16 protein-coding genes and 1 riboswitch are annotated in these 16,963 nt (G+C 66.4%); of the genes, 10 read left to right on the top strand and 6 right to left on the bottom strand.

The genetic code is table 11. From position 1 onward, the window contains the following. Window positions 1-4: 4 nt before the first annotated feature. Both RDU24_RS09830 and RDU24_RS09825 read right to left on the bottom strand, forming a co-directional pair. Window positions 5-769: an HD domain-containing protein gene (locus RDU24_RS09830; RefSeq protein WP_308735575.1), complete on the bottom strand. Its 765-nt coding sequence runs from the start codon at window positions 767-769 to the stop codon at window positions 5-7. A 3-nt stretch (window positions 770-772) separates the two neighbouring features. After that, window positions 773-1,750: a sigma-70 family RNA polymerase sigma factor gene (locus RDU24_RS09825; protein ID WP_308735574.1), complete on the bottom strand. Its 978-nt coding sequence runs from the start codon at window positions 1,748-1,750 to the stop codon at window positions 773-775. 247 nt (window positions 1,751-1,997) lie between these two features. On the opposite strand from RDU24_RS09825, the gene RDU24_RS09820 reads away from it, so the two are divergent. From RDU24_RS09820 to RDU24_RS09790, 7 genes are all read left to right on the top strand, one after another. Next, a complete protein-coding gene (locus RDU24_RS09820) occupies window positions 1,998-4,418 on the top strand; it encodes a homocysteine S-methyltransferase family protein (RefSeq protein WP_308735573.1) in 2,421 nt (806 codons plus the stop codon). A 150-nt stretch (window positions 4,419-4,568) separates the two neighbouring features. Continuing rightward, window positions 4,569-5,069, top strand: a complete 501-nt coding sequence (locus RDU24_RS09815) for a TlpA family protein disulfide reductase (protein WP_308735572.1) — start codon at window positions 4,569-4,571, stop codon at window positions 5,067-5,069. Then, window positions 5,066-5,545, top strand: a complete 480-nt coding sequence (locus RDU24_RS09810) for an N-acetyltransferase (protein ID WP_308735571.1) — start codon at window positions 5,066-5,068, stop codon at window positions 5,543-5,545. The genes RDU24_RS09815 and RDU24_RS09810 overlap by 4 nt, the downstream gene beginning before the upstream one ends. Window positions 5,546-5,550: 5 nt before the next feature. After that, on the top strand, window positions 5,551-6,084 hold the full coding sequence (hpt, locus tag RDU24_RS09805; protein ID WP_308735570.1) for a hypoxanthine phosphoribosyltransferase: 534 nt from the start codon (window positions 5,551-5,553) through the stop codon (window positions 6,082-6,084). Window positions 6,085-6,108: 24 nt separating this feature from the next. After that, on the top strand, window positions 6,109-7,185 hold the full coding sequence (locus RDU24_RS09800; RefSeq protein ID WP_308735569.1) for a DUF3426 domain-containing protein: 1,077 nt from the start codon (window positions 6,109-6,111) through the stop codon (window positions 7,183-7,185). Window positions 7,186-7,284: 99 nt separating this feature from the next. After that, window positions 7,285-8,187, top strand: a complete 903-nt coding sequence (locus RDU24_RS09795) for a carbon-nitrogen hydrolase (protein WP_308735568.1) — start codon at window positions 7,285-7,287, stop codon at window positions 8,185-8,187. A gap of 63 nt (window positions 8,188-8,250) precedes the next feature. Next, window positions 8,251-8,829, top strand: a complete 579-nt coding sequence (locus RDU24_RS09790; RefSeq protein WP_308735567.1) for a hypothetical protein — start codon at window positions 8,251-8,253, stop codon at window positions 8,827-8,829. A gap of 329 nt (window positions 8,830-9,158) precedes the next feature. Here RDU24_RS09790 and RDU24_RS09785 read toward each other — a convergent pair whose 3' ends face one another. From RDU24_RS09785 to RDU24_RS09770, 4 genes are read right to left on the bottom strand one after another with little or no spacing between them, the layout of a single operon-like run. After that, window positions 9,159-9,917 carry a PilZ domain-containing protein gene (locus tag RDU24_RS09785; protein ID WP_308735566.1) on the bottom strand — a complete coding sequence of 253 codons (759 nt, stop codon included), beginning with the start codon at window positions 9,915-9,917 and terminating at the stop codon, window positions 9,159-9,161. 2 nt (window positions 9,918-9,919) lie between these two features. Continuing rightward, window positions 9,920-10,876 (bottom strand): flagellar motor protein MotB, encoded by a 957-nt coding sequence (locus RDU24_RS09780; RefSeq protein ID WP_308735565.1) that lies wholly within the window; start codon window positions 10,874-10,876, stop codon window positions 9,920-9,922. Between the two features lie 31 nt (window positions 10,877-10,907). After that, window positions 10,908-11,777: a flagellar motor stator protein MotA gene (gene motA / locus RDU24_RS09775; protein WP_308735564.1), complete on the bottom strand. Its 870-nt coding sequence runs from the start codon at window positions 11,775-11,777 to the stop codon at window positions 10,908-10,910. Between the two features lie 52 nt (window positions 11,778-11,829). After that, window positions 11,830-12,021, bottom strand: coding sequence for a twin-arginine translocase TatA/TatE family subunit (locus tag RDU24_RS09770; protein ID WP_308735563.1), 192 nt, complete (start codon window positions 12,019-12,021; stop codon window positions 11,830-11,832). Window positions 12,022-12,260: 239 nt separating this feature from the next. Beyond that, window positions 12,261-12,402, top strand: a riboswitch (cyclic di-AMP (ydaO/yuaA leader). A 51-nt stretch (window positions 12,403-12,453) separates the two neighbouring features. On the opposite strand from RDU24_RS09770, the gene RDU24_RS09765 reads away from it, so the two are divergent. The 3 genes from RDU24_RS09765 (at window position 12,454) to RDU24_RS09755 (ending at window position 16,689) form a co-directional block, all read left to right on the top strand. Beyond that, window positions 12,454-14,562 (top strand): potassium transporter Kup, encoded by a 2,109-nt coding sequence (locus RDU24_RS09765; RefSeq protein WP_308735562.1) that lies wholly within the window; start codon window positions 12,454-12,456, stop codon window positions 14,560-14,562. A 206-nt stretch (window positions 14,563-14,768) separates the two neighbouring features. Next, window positions 14,769-16,073, top strand: coding sequence for a hypothetical protein (locus tag RDU24_RS09760; RefSeq protein WP_308735561.1), 1,305 nt, complete (start codon window positions 14,769-14,771; stop codon window positions 16,071-16,073). Between the two features lie 43 nt (window positions 16,074-16,116). After that, window positions 16,117-16,689, top strand: coding sequence for a hypothetical protein (locus tag RDU24_RS09755; protein ID WP_308735560.1), 573 nt, complete (start codon window positions 16,117-16,119; stop codon window positions 16,687-16,689). The last annotated feature ends 274 nt before the right edge of the window (window positions 16,690-16,963 follow it).

Here is a 16,963-nt window from a genome sequence, read left to right as displayed (position 1 = left end):
GTCCTCACGCTTTATTCTTGGCGTTTGCGGCCAGGGTCTGGCCCAGCATGCGTTCGTATTCCTCGGACAGGGACACGCCCTCGGCCAGCAGGGGCGGGCCGTAACGCCGCCCGCTCTCGGTGTGGAAGCTGCCGGCGAGAGCCTTGGCGCGGCGCACGCCCTCCGGGAACGCCGCGGCGATCTGTTCAAGCGACCACTCGTCGCACTCGCACAATTCCCACAGGGTGGTGGCGAAAATATCCGGCCCGTAGCGGAAAATGTCGGCGTCGTGCACGGCACCGGCCAGCAGCCGGGCGTGCTCGCCCGCCTCCTGCGGCTGCGTGCCGTCCTTCTCGTGCGCGGCCACGGCCCCGGCGATCCAAAGCCGCTCCTCCGGGCTGATGGCATAGCCGCGCAGGATGCGCAGGCAGAGGTCCGCACCCTTCTCGGCGTGGTTATCCTCGTGGCGCAGGGCGTCGTGCAGCAGCCCGGCCATCTCGGCCAGCACGGTCAGCCTGCGGCGCTCATCGGCGGACAGGCCCGAGGGCTCCACCAGAATCAGCGCTGCGGCGTCCATGGCCACCCTCTTGCCGTGCTCCACCCCCAGGCCGCAGGCCTCGTTCAAAAAGCCCAGGGCGTCGCCCTGCAGGCGCAGCAGCAGCGGATGGTCGAAGAACAGGTCGCGGGCGTAGGTCAGCTCCTCGGCGCATTCCAGCGAGAACGCCGACTGCGCGCGGGACACGGCCAGATCGCGGGCTCGACGCTTGAGTTCCAAAATGCGCAGGTCCATAGGCTACTCCTCGGCCTCAATCCAGTCGGCGGAGAAATCCTTGACGCTTGAGGACAGATGCTCCTTGAGCTTCTCCAGCAGGCGCGACTCGATCTGGCGCACACGCTCGCGGGTCACGCCGAAGCGGTCGCCGATCTCGCGCAGGGTCACCGGGCTGTCCGAGAGCAGGCGCTCGTTCAAGATGGCCTGCTCCTTGTCCGAAAGCCTGGGCGCGATGGTCTTCAGGTTTTCCAGCAGGAGCGCGGAAATCTGGTTGGACGAGAGGATGTCCTCGATGCCCGGCCCAAGCGCGGGCAGGAAGTCCAGCCGGGTGCTCTCGGTGTCGTCGCCAAGGGATATGTCCAGGCTCATGTCCTGGCGCGAGAGCCGCTGGTCCATCTGCTCGATCTCGGCCTCGGACACGTTCAGGCTCTCGGACAGGGCGCTGGTGGTGGGGTCAAAGCCCATATTGGTCAGGCGCTGGCGCTCTTTGTTCAAATTGTAGAACAGCTTGCGTTGGGTCTGGGTGGTCCCGATCTTGACCATGCGCCAGTTGTCCATGATGAACTTGAGGATGTAGGCCTTGATCCAGAACGCCGCGTAATAGCTGAATTTGATTCCCTTGTCCGGGTCAAACTTGCGCACGGCCTTCATGAGGCCGACGTTGCCCTCCTGGATCAGGTCCTGCACGTTCTGCATCCACCGCCGCTGGAAATCCATGGCGATCTTGACCACCAGGCGCAGGTGCGAGGAAATGAGCCTGAAGGCGGCCTCCTGGTCGCCCGACTCGCGCACGCGCTGGGCCAGCTCGAATTCTTCCTCTGGCGCCAGGAGCGGAAAGCGGGCGATCTCGCGCAGGTAGTGGTGCAGCGAATCGCGCAGGCCGACCTCGCCGCGCTTGGTGGAAACCAGGGCGGGAAGGTGCTGCTTCTTCCCGGCCAGGGCCGGGGTCGTCGGGCGACGGCGCTCGGGCGGGGAGGCTGTGGTATTGTTCGACTTCATGCCAGCCTTTTCATCCGAAAGGGCTTGTGATCCCTGGCTCGGAGACTTGTTTCGCAAAACGTGAGCGTATAGTTTTTGTTTGTCCTTTTCAACGTTTTTCAGTACACCCGACCTCCTGGGCCGGGGCCGCAGGCTCCGCGCCCTTTGACGCCAGTCCAAACCAGGCTTTGCCAACTCAAGGGTCCGGCCCCAGCGCGGCGCGACCATCCGCCCCCCCTCCCGGACCAGACCCATACGGAGACGACCCATGTCCACATTCCGCTCACTCCTGGCCGATGGCCGCATCCATTTCTTCGACGGCGGCTTCGGCGCGCTCCTGCAATCCCGCGGGCTGCCTCCCGGCGTCTCGCCGGAGCTTTTCGGCCTGGCCAACCCCGACCCCGTGGCCTCCATCCACGCCGAATACGCCGCGGCCGGGGCCGAGGTCGTCACCACCAACACCTTTGGCGGCACGCGCTTCAAGCTCGACCCCACCACGAACGTGCGCGAGCTGAACCGCCAGCTGGCCCTGACGGCCAAGCGCGCCGTGGACGGCCGCGCCTTCGTGGCAGGCAGCGTCGGCCCCACCGGACACTTCGCCGAGCCGCTGGGCAAGCTCACCTTCCGCGAACTGGTGGCAGCCTTCAAGGAACAGATCCAGGGCCTGGTCGACGGCGGCTCCGACCTCATCATCATCGAGACCCAGTTCGACCTGGCCGAGGCCAAGGCAGCGGTCATCGCCGCGCGCGAGGTTTGCGACCTGCCCGTGGCCGTGAGCATGACCTTCGAGGGCGCGGTGTCCTTGACCGGCACCCCGCCGCTGACCTTCATCGACACCATGCAGAACCTCGGCGTTGACCTGATCGGCACCAACTGCTCCGCCGGACCGGAGCAGATCGTCGACATCGTGCGGGCCATGCTGCCGCGCCTGTCCACCCCGCTGCTCGTGCAGCCCAACGCGGGCCTGCCGGAGCTGGACGAAAACGGCAAGACCGTGTTCCGCCTCGGCCCGGACGACTTCGCCCGCCAGTGCCGCGCCTTTGTGGAGCTGGGCGCCAAGTTCCTGGGCGGCTGCTGCGGGACGACGCCCGCGCACATCACCGCCCTGCGCGCCGCCGTGGGCGACACGCCCTACGCCCGCCCCGAACCCGCCGACAAGACCCCGCTGGTGCTCACCTGCCGCTCGCTTTCCGTGGGCCTTGGAGCGGAGAACACGCTGGCCGTCATCGGCGAGAGGATCAACCCCACCGGCAAGAAGGTTTTGGCCGAGGAACTGGTGCGCGGCGAACACGCCGAGGCGCTGCGCCTTGCCCAGGCCCAGATCGCCGACGGCGCGGCCATCCTCGACGTGAACGTGGGCGCGGCCATGGTGGACGAAAAGGCCGTGCTGCCGTCGCTGGCCCTGGCCCTTTCCGCCCGCTTCGAGCTGCCGCTCTCGCTCGACACCTCCGACCCCCAAGCCATGGATAACGCCCTGTGGACGCAGCCCGGCTCGCCCCTGGTGAACTCCATCAGCGGGGAGCCCGGCCGCATGGAGCTGCTCGGCCCGCTGTGCAAGAAGTTCGGCGCGCCGTTCATCCTGCTGCCGCTGGAGGGCCGCAAGCTGCCCTACACCGCGGCAGAGCGCATCAGCGTCATTGAGCGCCTGCTCGCCCAGGCCGACGAACTGGGCATCCCGCGCCGCCTCATCATGGTGGACGCGCTGGTGCTCACGGTTTCGAGCAAGCCCGAGGCCGCCCGCCACTGCCTGGAGACCATCCGCTACTGCCGCGAGACCCTGGGCCTGCCCACCACCATGGGCCTGTCCAACGTGAGCTTCGGCCTGCCCGCGCGCGAGCTGCTCAACTCCACCTTCCTGGCCATGAGCATGGCCTGCGGGCTGTCCTCGTGCATCGCCAACCCGGCCTCCAACCGCCTGCGGGAGATCCTGACCTCCGGCGAGGTGCTGCTCTCCCGCGATCCGCAGGCCGGGCGCTACATCGAGGGCTACGCCCACTGGACGCCCGTGGCCCCGACCTCCGGCGCCGGTGGCGGTACCGGCGCGTCCATCGCCAAGGGCGCGGCCACCACCCCCGGCGAGGCGGTCATCAGTGGTGACAAGCCCGCCCTGCTGGCCATGCTGGAAGCGCGCCTGGCCGAAGGCGCGGACCCCTTCGCCCTGGTCAACGACGAGCTCATCCCCGCCATCCTCGAGGTCGGCAACAAGTACGAGCGCAAGGAATACTTCCTGCCGCAGCTGCTGCGCTCGGCTGAGGCCATGCAGGCGGGCTTCGGTCGGCTGGAGCCCCTGCTGCTGGCCTCCGGCCGCGCCGAGAAAAAGACCCCCGTGGTCATGGCCACGGTTGAGGGCGACATCCACGACATCGGCAAGAACATCGTCTGCCTGATGCTGAAGAACCACGGCTTCGAGGTCTTCGACCTGGGCAAGGACGTGCCCGCCGTGAAGATCGTGGACGAGGCTGAGCGCGTGGGCGCAAAGGTCATCGGCCTCTCGGCGCTGATGACCACCACCATGGTACGCATGGAGGACACCGTGCGCCTGGTCAAGGAGCGCGGGCTGGACATGAAGGTCATGATCGGCGGGGCCGTGGTCACCGAGGCCTTTGCCGCGTCCATCAAGGCCGACGGCTTCTCGCGCGATGCCGTGGCCGCCGTGAAGCTGGCCGGCGAACTTTCCGGCAAGCACTAGGCCGACAGGCACTGGGCCGGCAGCCCGATCGCCCGGAAGGCCGCCACAAGGGCAGGCTCCGAGAGTCTTTGCGTCCCGCGCGTGTTTCTGCTACATGCGCGGCAGACGTTATGACGCAGCCCCTGATTCGCGGCTGCGATGAGGACACCGATGACTAAGACCCTCATGAAATTCACGCTGTTGCTCGTGCTGGCCGCCTGTCTCGGCCTGCTGCCCGCCTGCTCCGGCGAGGGCAAGCCCGGCGCCCAGGAGAAGTTCGACTCCGTTGACATGCCCGGCCTGAACAAGCTGATCGCCGCCAACAAGGGCAAGGTCACGCTGATCATGTTCTGGGCCACCTGGTGCCCGGCCTGCAAGACCGAGCTGCCCGTGCTGGAGCAGCTGCGCGCCAAGTACCCCAAGGAAAAGCTCGACATCCTGGCCCTGAGCGTGGACGACACCGACCAGGCCATGCGCGAGTACCTGAAGACCCGCCCCACCACCCTCACCGTGCTCATGGCCAAGGGCGACGTGTCGAGCGAGTTCGGCGTGCGCAGCATCCCAAGCCTGGTCATTTTCGACGGCGAGGGCCAGGTGGCCTTCAACAGCGCGGGCGCCTATCCCTTTGAAATGCTGGACCCGGTCATCGGCCAGCTGGTGAAGGCCCAGTGAGCGCGCCCGTGGCCCACCAGCTGCGCAAGGCCCGCATCACCGACGTCAAGGGCATCCACAAACTGTTGATGACCACCAGCGGCGACGACGGGCTGGTGCTGCCCCGCTCGTTCAACCAGTTGTACAGCCACCTGCGGGACTTCTTCGTCATCGCCAGCGGCGAGGACGACTCCGTGCTGGCCTGTTGCGCCCTGTCCATCAGCTGGGAGAACCTGGCCGAGGTGCGCTCCCTGGTGGTCGCCCGCGAGCAGCGCGGCCAGGGCCTGGCCCGCAAGCTGGTGGAGGCCTGCGTGTCCGACGCCGTGACCCTCGGCATCTACCGCGTCTTCGCCCTGACCAACACCGTGGCTTTTTTCGAGCACATGGGCTTTTCCGAGACCAGCAAGGACAGCCTGCCCCAGAAGGTCTGGAGCGACTGCCTGAACTGCCCTCGCTTCCCGGACTGCGACGAAATCGCAATGATCATGGAGCTGTAGAAGTCATGTCCCACAAGATGCTGCCGGTGATCCCGGCCGCGGCCATCCAGAAGCGCGTGGCCGAGCTCGGCGCGCAGATCAGCGCCCAGTACAAGGGCCAGCCCCTGGTTTGCGTGTGCGTCCTGAAGGGCGCCTTCCTGTTCTTCTCCGACCTGGTGCGCCGCATCGACATCGGCGAGGTCGGCCCGGAGATCGACTTCGTGCGGCTGGCCAGCTACGGCAACTCCACCAGCCGGGGCCGCCAGGCCGTGTTCACCAAGGACATGGAGGTGGACGTGGCGGGAAAACACGTGCTGGTGGTGGAAGACATCGTCGACACGGGCCGCAGCGCGGAGTTCCTTCTGCACGTCCTTGAAAAGCGCGGCGCGGCCAGTTTGAAAATTTGCGCGTTTGTTGATAAGCACGAGCGCAGGGAAGTCGGAGTCACGGTTGACTTTGCCGGGTTCCCCATACAAAAGGGATTCATCGTGGGATACGGCATGGACTACGCGGAAAAGTACCGCGAACTGGACGCCGTGTACGAACTCGTTCCCGAATAGGGGCGATGGAGCAAAAGAAAAGCCATGATTGTCGCCTGCCCAAAATGTGAGAGCAAATACAATCTCCCAGAGGACAAGATCGCGCCCAACGGGTCCAAGGTCCGCTGCGCGAAGTGTCAGAACATCTTCACCGTCATGCCCCCGGCCAAGGACTTCGAGGACGAGCTGAGCGGCCTGCAGGCCGCTGAAGCGCCCGCCGCGCCCGCGCCCAAGCCCGCCGCGCAGAAGATGCCCTGGGATGACGACGAGCCCGCCGCAGGACTTGGCTCCGATGCCGCCGGCGCCGACAAGGCCCCCGCCAAGAAGATGCCCTGGGACGATGACGAGCCCGCCGCCGGACCGAGCTCCGACGACGATGCCGACGGCGCCCCGGCCAGCAAAATGCCCTGGGACGACGACGAGCCCGCCGCCCCCGCCGCTCAGGCTGGCGGAGCCTTTGACGACGACGAACCCGCCCCGGCCCCGGCCGCGAAAGCCGAGAGCAAGGACGACGACTTCCTCAACTCCCTGGGCAGCAGCGACTCGCTTGACCTGGGTGCGCCCGCGGCTGCGGCCAACCCCAAAAAGAAGTGGATCATCCTGGGAGCAGTGCTGGCCCTGGTGGCTCTGTGCGGCGTCGGCCTGTTCATCTTCAAGCCCTGGACCAAGATGGACATCCCCTTCCTGAGCTCGTTCGGAAGCAAGCCCAAGGCCACGACCGACAACGCCGAGAAGGTCAAGGACATCGCCCTGCGCAACGTCCGCCAGTATTACATCCCCAACGAGAAGGCGGGCCAGATCTTCATTGTCGAGGGCAAGGCCGTGAACAACTTCGCCACGCCCAAGGAACGCATCAAGGTCGAAATCTCCCTGTTCGACGAGAAGGGCCATGTCCTGGTCGCCAAGCAGCTTCTGTGCGGCAACACCCTGTCGCAGTTCCAGCTGCAGGTGCAGAGCGAGGAGGAGATCAACTCCAGCCTGGCCTCCGAGGTCGGCATCCTGACCAGCAACACCTTCCTCAAGACCGGCATGGACACGCCCTTCATGGCCGTGTTCTTCAAACCGCCAGACACGGTCAAGGAGTTCGGCGTCAAGGTCATCGACGCGCTGGACCCGAAATAGTCTGAACGACACATTCGACGGCATTTGGCGCCGGGGCAGGGCGAGCACCCCGCTCCGGCGTCTTCATTAAACAGCCCGACCACAAACAACGGGGCAGCCATGAACCGCAAGCCTTACACCATCGCCCTCATCCAGACCGGCTGCCGCGAAAGCGCCGAGGAGAATCTGGCCGCGCACCTGGCCCTGGCCGAGCGCGCCGCAGCCCTCGGCGCGGATGTCATCTGCCTGCAGGAGCTCTTCCTCGGCCCCTACTTCTGCCAGCAGGAAGACGCCCGCCTGTTCGACCTGGCCGAGCCGGTACCCGGCCCCACCACCACGGCCTTCGGCGAACTGGCCAAGAAGACCGGCACCGCCATCGTGGTCTCCCTGTTCGAGAAGCGCGCGCCGGGGCTCTACCACAACACCGCGGCCGTGCTCGGGCGCGGGGGCGACGTGCTCGGCATCTACCGCAAGATGCACATCCCCGACGACCCTGCCTTCTACGAGAAGTTCTACTTCACGCCCGGCGACCTGGGCTTCCTGGCCGTCGACACCCACGTGGGAAGGATCGGCGTGTGCGTGTGCTGGGACCAATGGTACCCAGAGGCCGCGCGCCTGACCGCCCTGAAGGGGGCCGAGGTCATCTTCTACCCCACGGCCATCGGCTGGCACCCCCTGGAGAAAGACCTCTTGGGCGACGAGCAGCGCAACGCCTGGACCACCGTCCAGCGCGGACACGCCGTGGCCAACGGCTGCTACATCGCCGCCGCCAACCGCATCGGCTTCGAAAAGCCGCTCGCCGACGGCAACAACGCCCAGGGCGCGGGCATCGAGTTCTGGGGCTCAAGCTTCGTGGCCGGGCCAGCGGGCGAGATCAGCGCCCTGGCCAGCGCCGACGAGGAGACCATCCTGCTCGCCCAGGTGGACCCGGAGCGCATCGAGTTCGTGCGCCGGGGCTGGCCCTTCCTGCGCGACCGGCGCATCGACGCCTACGGCGCCATCACCAAACGCTTCGACGACTAGCGGCTGAGGATCCCTCGCCACGCGAACCGGCTCATGCCACAGACATTTCTCTGGAGATCGCTCATGATGCAGTTCCTGAAACTCCTGTTCAGCTTCGCACCCTGGATCGCCTTCCTGGTCATCGCCCACGGCAGCCTGGAGCGGCTCAAAATCGGCCTGGTGGTTGCCTCCGTGCTCACCCTGGCCATGGCCGTGCTGAAGCTGCACCGGGGCGCCATCATGTGGGTGGGCATCGCCTTCTTCGCATACGCCTGCGTGGCAGTGCTGGTGTTTCAGGACATGTGGACCATCCGCAACATGGGCATCCTGGCCAACGGCGCCCTGGCCGCCGGCACCTGGGTGACCATGTTCATGGGCAAGCCCTTCACCGAGGAATACGCCCGCGAGCACACCGACCCGAGCATGTGGAAGCACCCGGCGTTCATCCGCACCAACATCATCCTCACAACGTGCTGGGCCGTGGTGTTCACCGTCAACACCACCGTGGCCTGGCTGAAGACCTACGACAAGTCCTGGCCGGAATGGAGCTACGAGGCCACTTCCTATGCCTTCCTGCTCTCGGCCATGATCCTGAGCAATGTGTACCCGGCGCTGTTGAAGCGCCGCCGCGAAGCCCTGGCCGCACAGCAGCAGAGCAAGTAGAGCCAGGGGCGCCGCACCCTGGACCCCCGTCAAAGGGCCTGAGGCCCTCTGGACTCCCCAGTACGTGAAAGGTTCCTGTCGACGCAAAGACGTCAACAGGAACCTTTCACTTTTGGGATGGTTAAGGGAATCGTGAAGCAGGCGGCAGCTGCCATGGCTGGCAGGCGAGACAGGAGCACAACACCCTTGAAACCCCGAAGGGGGCGGGAGGAACCTGAAACAGCCCTTTCGGCTTTGGGGGCCAGCCACGGGAGGGTGTCTTTCTTCTGACCTTTCGGTTCGGCCTCAAGAGGGGCTGCGGTCCGCTATTCAGACCACCCGCCAGGCTGTCAGACGTACTCGGCGTCGCGTTCGCGCTGGCGGCAGGCCGAAACGATCCGCGCGACCATGCGCTCCATGTAGCGGATGTCGCGGATCTCCATGTTGGTGAAGAAGAGGCCCAGGTCCAGGTGGCGGTTGTCGGGCGTGGATTCGACGCTGCGCACGATGCCGATGCCGTCGGCATAGCCGGAACCCAGGAACACGAGTTTGAAGGGCAGTTGGTCGCCCACGTTGACGCGCACGCCAGCGGGCAGCCGCACGCGCGCGCCCCCGGCGGAGAAGTCGAGCAGTTCCGGCCCGCTCGGGGCGTCCAGGCTGTCCTGCTCCTCCAGCCCTTCGAGGCCTTCAAGCCGAATGAGCACGCCCATGTCGTCGTCCACGGTCACTCGGTAGTGCATGCGCAGGCTGGTTTCGAAAAAATCTTCGGCCTTGGGCGCAGAGATGGCCAGCGCCTGCACCTGGGTAAGGTCGGGCGCGGTGTAGTCGTCGAGGATGTTGAGCAGCCGCGCGGCATAGCCGACGGGCCGCAACGCGCCCTCCTGGTCCAGCAGCAGGGCGGCCTCAATGCTGGCGCCGAGGTGCTCGCGCCCCACGGGGGGCTCGGTCTGCCGCAGGAAGAGCACGTCGCCCTCAAGACCCAGCACCTCCGAGGGGCGCACGTCGATGCGCTCACGCAGGGCGTCCTTGTGCAGGATGGCGAATATCCTGGCGCCGGGGGTCAGCTTGTCGACCATGTTCGGCAGCCGCGCGGGCTCGACTTCACTCATGGCTAGTGCCCTTCCTTCTTCGGAGCGGCCTTGGCCTTGTCGGCCTTGCCCTTGGGTTCTTCGCCGCGTCCCTCGGCAGAGAGCATCTGCTCGATGGTGGCGTTGAGCTCCTCGGCGATGGTGGGCTGCTTGACCTTGGAGGCCTCCGCGCCCAGGGCCTTGTGCAGGCCGTCGCCGCTCTCGGGCGGAACGTAGTTCAGCACGAGCACGCTGATGCGCCGGTTGCGGGCATCGGTGGGGTTGTCGGGGAACAGCGGCTGCGTGGCCGCGTAGCCGGACACGCGCGAGAGGCGGTCCTCGCCCATGCCGCCCTGCTCCAGCGCCACGCGGGCGGTGCTGGCGCGCTGGGTGGAAAGCTCCCAGTTTGTGTACTTGCCGCCGGAATAGTTGATGGCGTCGGTGTGTCCCTCCACCACGATCTTGTTGGGCAGGGGCTTCAGCTGCTCGCCGATGATCTGCAGGGCCTTGCGGCCGCTGGCGGTAAGCTCGGGGCTGCCCTTGGCGAACATGGGATTATTCTCGTCGTACACAAGCTGGATGCGCACCCCGGCCTCGGTGACGTCAACGAAGATCTGGTCCTTGACGTCGGGCAGGTTGATGTTCACCGCGCTCTTGATCTTCTGCTGGATCTGCACGGGCTGAATGGCCACGGTGCCTTCCTTGGCGTCTTCGGTGAGCTCGTCGCGCTGGGGAATGGGGGGCTTGTTCTGATCGGGGATCATGGCGCCGCCTTGGCGGATATCGAGCGCGCTCTGCTTGTCGAACAGGCTGAATTCCTTGAAATACTGCTCCACGCCCGCGCGCTTTTCTGGCACGACCATGGACAGCAGCCACATGAGCAGGAAGAAGGCCATCATGGCGGTCATGAAGTCGGCGTAGGCCACCTTCCAGGCGCCGCCGTGCGCGCCGCCGTGCCCCTTCTTGATCTTCTTGATGATGATGGACTTGTTTTCAGCCACTGTCGCTTACTCCTGCCCGCCTGGCGCCAGGCTAGCCCTTGCTGCTCTTCTTGCTCTCGCGCAGGATCGCTTCCAACTCGTCGAAGCCGGGGCGGTCGTGGGCGGGAATGGCCCGGCGCGCCGACTCCAGGGACATGGCCGGGGGCCAGCCCATGGCGAAGGCGTTCATGGCCGCCTTGACCACCTGGAGCTGGATGCTCGTATCCTGAACCAGGCTGCCCATGATGGCCGCCAGCGGACCGAAGAAGCCGTAGCTGAGAAGCACGCCCAGGAAGGTGCCGACCAGCGCCGCGCCGATGGAGTGGCCCAGGACCTCGGGCGGCTCGGAGAGCTTGCCCATGGTGAGCACGACGCCCATGACCGCGGCCACGATGCCGAGGGCCGGGAAGGCGTCGGCCACGCGGTTCAGGTTGGTGGGCGCCTGCAGCGCGTCCTCGTGGTGGGAATCGATGTCCGTGTCCATGAGGGCCTCGAATTCGTGCGGCTCCATGCTGGCGGCGGTGTAGGCCTTGAAATTGTCGCAGATGAAGTCGAGGACGTGATGGTTTTTGAGCACGCTCGGCCGGTTGGTGAAGATGGTGCTGCTGTCGGGCTTGTTGACGTGGGACTCAAGGGCGATGACGCCCTCGCGCCGGGCCAGCGACAGAAGGTCGAAGAGCACCAGGAGGATGTCCAGGTAGTCCTGCTTGCCCTTGGGCTTGCCGGTCATGACGGTCACCAGGTTCTTGCCGATGGCCACGTTGACCTTCATGGGCGAGCCCACGAGCAGCGAGCCGATGCCGGAACCGAAAATGATGAGCAGCTCGATGGGCTGCCAGAGCACGTGCAGATTGCCGCCCTCCAGCAGATACCCGCCGATGACGCACGCCAAAACGACGACCATGCCTATGATTACGAACATATACTCCCCTCATGCGGCAAGCGCTGCCGCCCCGAAGGCCCGGTTGCGGGCGTCAGGGCTTTGGCGGGGTTTCGCCGGAGTCCTTTTTCTTCTCGCTCACGTCGATCTCTTCAGGCTCGTTCAGGCCGCGCTTGAAACTGGTCAGGGCCTTCCCGACGCTGCTGCCCAACTCCGGCAGCTTGCGCCAATTGAACATGACCACGCCGATGATGACGATGATGAGCCATTCCTGTGTGCCGAACATGCATGGCCTCCCGAAGCTGTGGCCGACCGGGAGGCACTCCTCCACGGCCAGCGCGATGCAAATTGCGTACCTTTCGCATAATCCGCGGGCGCGCAGGCAAACATTGCCCGCCGCCAACCTTTGCGCCACAGCCTATCCCGCTTTCGCCCGCCTTGGCAACTCGCACGGCGCGGCCATTTCTCCCCCAGCCCGGGCAAAGGGTCGCGCAAGGCTGTTGACAGCCCCCAGGGGCAGGCATAGAGGACTTCTTGCCGAGTTCCGGGACTGTGTCCCGGGAGCGGGGGAACCACTCCCTTGGGGCGCATCGCCGGACACCACGGCGTAGGACACTCTTCGGTCCGAGCCCGTCAGCTAACCTCGCAGGCGTCGAAGGGGAAGACCTCCGGTACACGGGGCCATCCCCCGTATTCATTCGTACCGGAGGTTTTTTTCATGCCCGCTGTTCCCCTTGCCCCTTCGCGCCCGGGGCAAAGCATTTTCGCCTGGATTGCCAGCCTGCCGATCGCGCGTTTTCTGCCCTGGGCCGCCAGCCAGGACGCCCAGGGCGAGCCGCCGCTGGCCGGGAGCCAGAACCCGCCCGACACGCCAGCACAGCCCAGGCAGGCCGAAGGCCCTGAAACATCGCCCGATCTGCCCCCCGCGGACGACAACGGCGGCCACGATTCCGGCCACGATTCCGGTCGCACCATGGCCCTGGCCCTGGCGGCGCTGGGCGTGGTCTACGGCGACATCGGCACAAGCCCGCTCTACGCCGTGCGCGAATGCTTCCACGGCCAGCACGCCATCGCGCTGCTGCCGGGCAACATCATGGGCGTGCTCTCGCTCATCGTCTGGTCGCTTCTGGTGGTGGTCAGCCTCAAGTACGTCATGTTCATCATGCGCGCCAACAACAAGGGCGAGGGCGGCATCTTCGCGCTCCTGGCCCTGGTGCAGGCAGGGACCAAGGACAAGAGCGGACGCGGCTACACCGTGCTGGTCACCCTGGCCATCTTCGGCGCGGCGCTGCTCTACGGCGACGGCATCATCACCCCGGCCATCTCGGTGCTCTCGGCCATGGAAGGCCTGGACGTGGCCACCGACCAGGCCGCGCCCTTCATCCTGCCCGGCACCTGCCTCATCCTCATCGTGCTGTTCCGCATGCAGAAGCACGGCACCGAAAAGATCGGCAAGGTCTTCGGCCCGCTCATGGTCGCCTGGTTCACTGTGCTGGCCGGCCTGGGCGTGGCGGCCATCATCAACCGCCCGGACGTTTTGGCCGCGGTGAACCCCGTCTACGCCTACCGCTTCTTCCTGGCGAACCACTTGCACGGCCTGGTGGTGCTGGGTTCCGTGGTGCTGTGCATCACCGGCGGAGAAGCCCTCTACGCCGACATGGGCCACTTCGGTTCCCGCCCGATCCGCCTGTCGTGGTACGCCATGGTGCTGCCCTCGCTTTTGCTGAACTACTTCGGCCAGGGGGCGCTTCTGCTGGAGCACCCGGACAAGGCCTTCAACCCGTTCTACGCCCTGGTGCCCCACGTCATGCTCTACCCCATGGTAGCCCTGGCGACCATGGCCACGGTCATCGCCTCCCAGGCCATGATCTCCGGCGTGTACTCGCTGACGCAGCAGGCCATGCAGCTCGGCTACTGCCCGCGCATCCACATCGTGAACACCTCGGCCGAGACCAAGGGCCAGATATACCTGCCCGGCATCAACAACGCCATGATGGTGGCCTGCCTGGGCCTGGTGCTGGCCTTCAAAAGCTCCACCAACCTGGCCGGGGCCTACGGCATCGCGGTCACGGCCACCATGGGCATCACCTCGATCATCTACTTCTACGTGGTGCACACCCTGTGGCGCTGGTCGTACTGGAAGACCATCCCGCTCATCGTGCTGTTCCTGGTGTTCGACGTGACCTACCTGGGCGCGAACCTGCTGAAGATCCTGGACGGCGGCTGGTTCACCCTGACCGTGGCCGGAGTCATCATGCTGGCCATCGTCACCTGGCGCGACGGCAAGCAGGCGCTGGGCAAGAAGTACGCGGCCATGGGCCTGCCCATCAACCTGTTCCTCGAAAGCCTGGTGGCCACGGACCGGCCCATGCGCACGCCGGGCACGGCGGTGTTCATGTCCGTTTCGGCCACGGGCACGCCCATCACGCTGCTGCACCACTACAAGCACAACAAGATGCTGCATGAGCTCATCATCCTCCTGTCGGTCGTCTCCGCCGAGACGCCCTTCGTGCCGGAGCACTCGCGCCTTGAGGTGACCAGCCTGGGCCACGGGTTCTTCCGCATCATCGCCCGCTACGGCTTCATGCAGACCCCGAGCGTGCCGGAAATCATGCGCCTTGCGCGCGCCCACGGCCTGGACGTCGAGATGGAAAGCACCAGCTTCTACCTGGGCCGAGAGACGCTGCTCACCGGCGGCGACGCCAGGATCGCGGGCTGGCGCAAGAGCCTGTTCGCCTTCATGTCGCGCAACGCCTGGAACGCCACGACCTTCTTCGGCATTCCGCCGGGGCGCGTGGTGGAGCTGGGCGCCCAGGTGGAGCTGTAGCCGAGGCCCGCCCCAGCGGCCCGACAACGCCGCCTGTTGCGCCATGCCCTGCGCGACGCGCTGCGGCATCTTCTTCCGGCCCGGACTTTACCCCGAGCCCAGGACGCGCTATGCCCTCTGCCGGGGACACTTCCCCGGAGCCGTTTCATGCCAAACGCCAGGACCACACGGACAGACATCACCACCCGCGACGCCAGGAGCGCCGGATGACCAGCGCGGGCGACCGCTTCCTGGCTCGGCTGCCGCTCCTCGCGGTCTACGTGCTGATGCCCCTGGCCGTGCTGGCGGGCCGCGTCGCGGAACGCCCGGAGTTCAGCCAGCGCTTCGGCCCCCAGGGCCTGACGCCGTGGCTCGTTCTGGCCGGACTGGCCCTGGTGGTCAGCCTCGGGCGCGACATCCACGCCCGAAGGCCCCTGTCGCGGGCCTCCTGGCTGGGCCTGGGCCTTGCCGTGCTCATGGCCGTGGCCGTGCACCTTGGGCTGCGCCTGTTCGGCCCGGTGCTGAGCCAGGCCCAGGACCTTGCGCCGCTTTTGGACGAGCTGCGGCTCCCGGCGCTGGTGCTGTTCGCCGCGGCCTGGACCTTCTGCTTCGGCGCGCCAAGGCGCGAGACGCTCGTCCACCTGGGCGGCGCGCTGGGCGCCCTGCTGGCGCTGGACTTCCTGGTCACGGCCATCATGGCCAGGCAGGTGGTGCTGGGCGGCGGCTTTCTGCTGGGCGGCGGGCAGGCCGCCTCCGACACCATGGCCTTCCTGCTCCTCATCGCGCTGTGCGCCACCCTGGACCTGCCCGAAGCGCACAGCCCCGAAGCAGCCGGAGCCAACCTTTCCGGCCTGCCCGTGTCGACCGGCAGCGCAGTGTCCGCCACCTCCCCCTGGGGTCTGTCCCGCTGGCTCGTCCTGGCCGGCCTCTTCGTCACCTTTTCGCGCCCGGGCCTGCTGGCGGCGGGCGGCGTGGTCCTGCTGCTGGAGCGCGGCCCGCTGCAGGAACGCCTGGCCCTGGCCTGCGCCTGCATCCTGGGCATCTGGATGTCCATGGCTCTGCCCCTTGCGAGCACCCTCGGCGGCGGAGAAGACCTGGGCCTGTCCTGGTACCTGACGGCGGTCGTCGAGGCGCTGAAGCAGGAGCCAGGGGCCTGGCTTGTGGGGCTGCCGCTGAACGAGCCCGTGGCCCTGGCCATGCCTGACGTGGGCGGTCTGGATTGGGCGCCCGAAGCCGCCGGACTCCCGGTGTCCGCCTTTGACATCCCCTCGTCCTGGCTCAGGCTTCTGGCCGGGTGGGGCCTCGGCGGACCGCTGCTGGCGGCGGCGGGGATGCTGGCCTGCGCCCTGCATGGCCGCAGGCGCTTCGGGTTCGGGCTGCTGCTCGCCACCCTGCTGGCGGCGGCCTTGACTCCGGCGCTGCACACTCCGGCCTCGGCGGGCGCGCTGGCTCTGGCCTTCGCCTGCGCCTGGCGGTCTCCCCCGGAACCGGCGCCAACGCCTGTTCCCGGCGCTGCTCGCGCCGACGGATGAAAGCCCCGTGAAAGCAACCTCGCGACCCCTGCGGAGAGAACATATGCCCACGCCTTCCAGAACCTCGTTGCTTCTTGTCGCCGCATTCTTCGCAGGCGTTCTGACCTGCTCGGCCCTCAGCCTGCCCGCTCCGGCCCTGGCCGTCAGCGACGACCCCGTGCTCAAGCGCATGGACGCCGTGCTGGAAGAAAACGCCCAGCTGCGCGAGGAGGCCTGGAAGCTGCACAAGAGCGGCAACCGCGAGGCGGCGCGCCAAGCGGCCGAAGCCCTGGAGGCTTCCGAGGAACGCGTGGAGCGCACCCGGGCCGAGGCTCTGGCGCACGTGGCGGGCATCAGCCCGGCCCAGGTGGAGGCGCTGCGCAAGGATGGCAAATCCTGGGGCCAGGCTTCGGGTGAATTGGGCGTCCATCCGGGCTTCCTGGGCATAGGCAAAACGCCTCTGTACGAGTCCCACCCCAAGCGCAAGGCGAAAAAGGCCAAAATAGCCAAGGGGAAAACTGTGCGCGGCAAGGAAAAAGCCAGCGTCAAAAAATCTGCCGGAAAAGAAAAAACGCCCAAGCGCGTCAGCTCCAAGCCAAAAGCGGCCCGCAAGAACAAAAGCAAGTCGAAAAAGTAGCAGCCTTTCATCCGAACAATATTCGGCTCGCGCATAGCCTCCCACCGGATAACGTTGACGTTAGTCAAACGGGCTGTTATACGTAGTGCAATTTTGCAGCGCCCTTCCCCATTCCACATCTCTCTCCCGCGCTGCCAATGCCTGTCATTAAATTGGTGTGGGGGAACATGGCCAAAGAAATCGGCATCGCCAAAGTCGTCAAGGGTCAAATGACCGCAGCCGGGCCTGAGGGAAACCGCGGGCTTCAAGAGGGCAGCCCCGTCTTCAAGGGCGA

Origin of the sequence: Humidesulfovibrio sp. (assembly GCF_031082295.1) — a bacterium.
GTDB lineage: Bacteria > Desulfobacterota > Desulfovibrionia > Desulfovibrionales > Desulfovibrionaceae > Humidesulfovibrio.
Note: the sequence above shows the minus strand (reverse complement) of the source record. Positions and strands in the feature narration are given on the sequence as shown.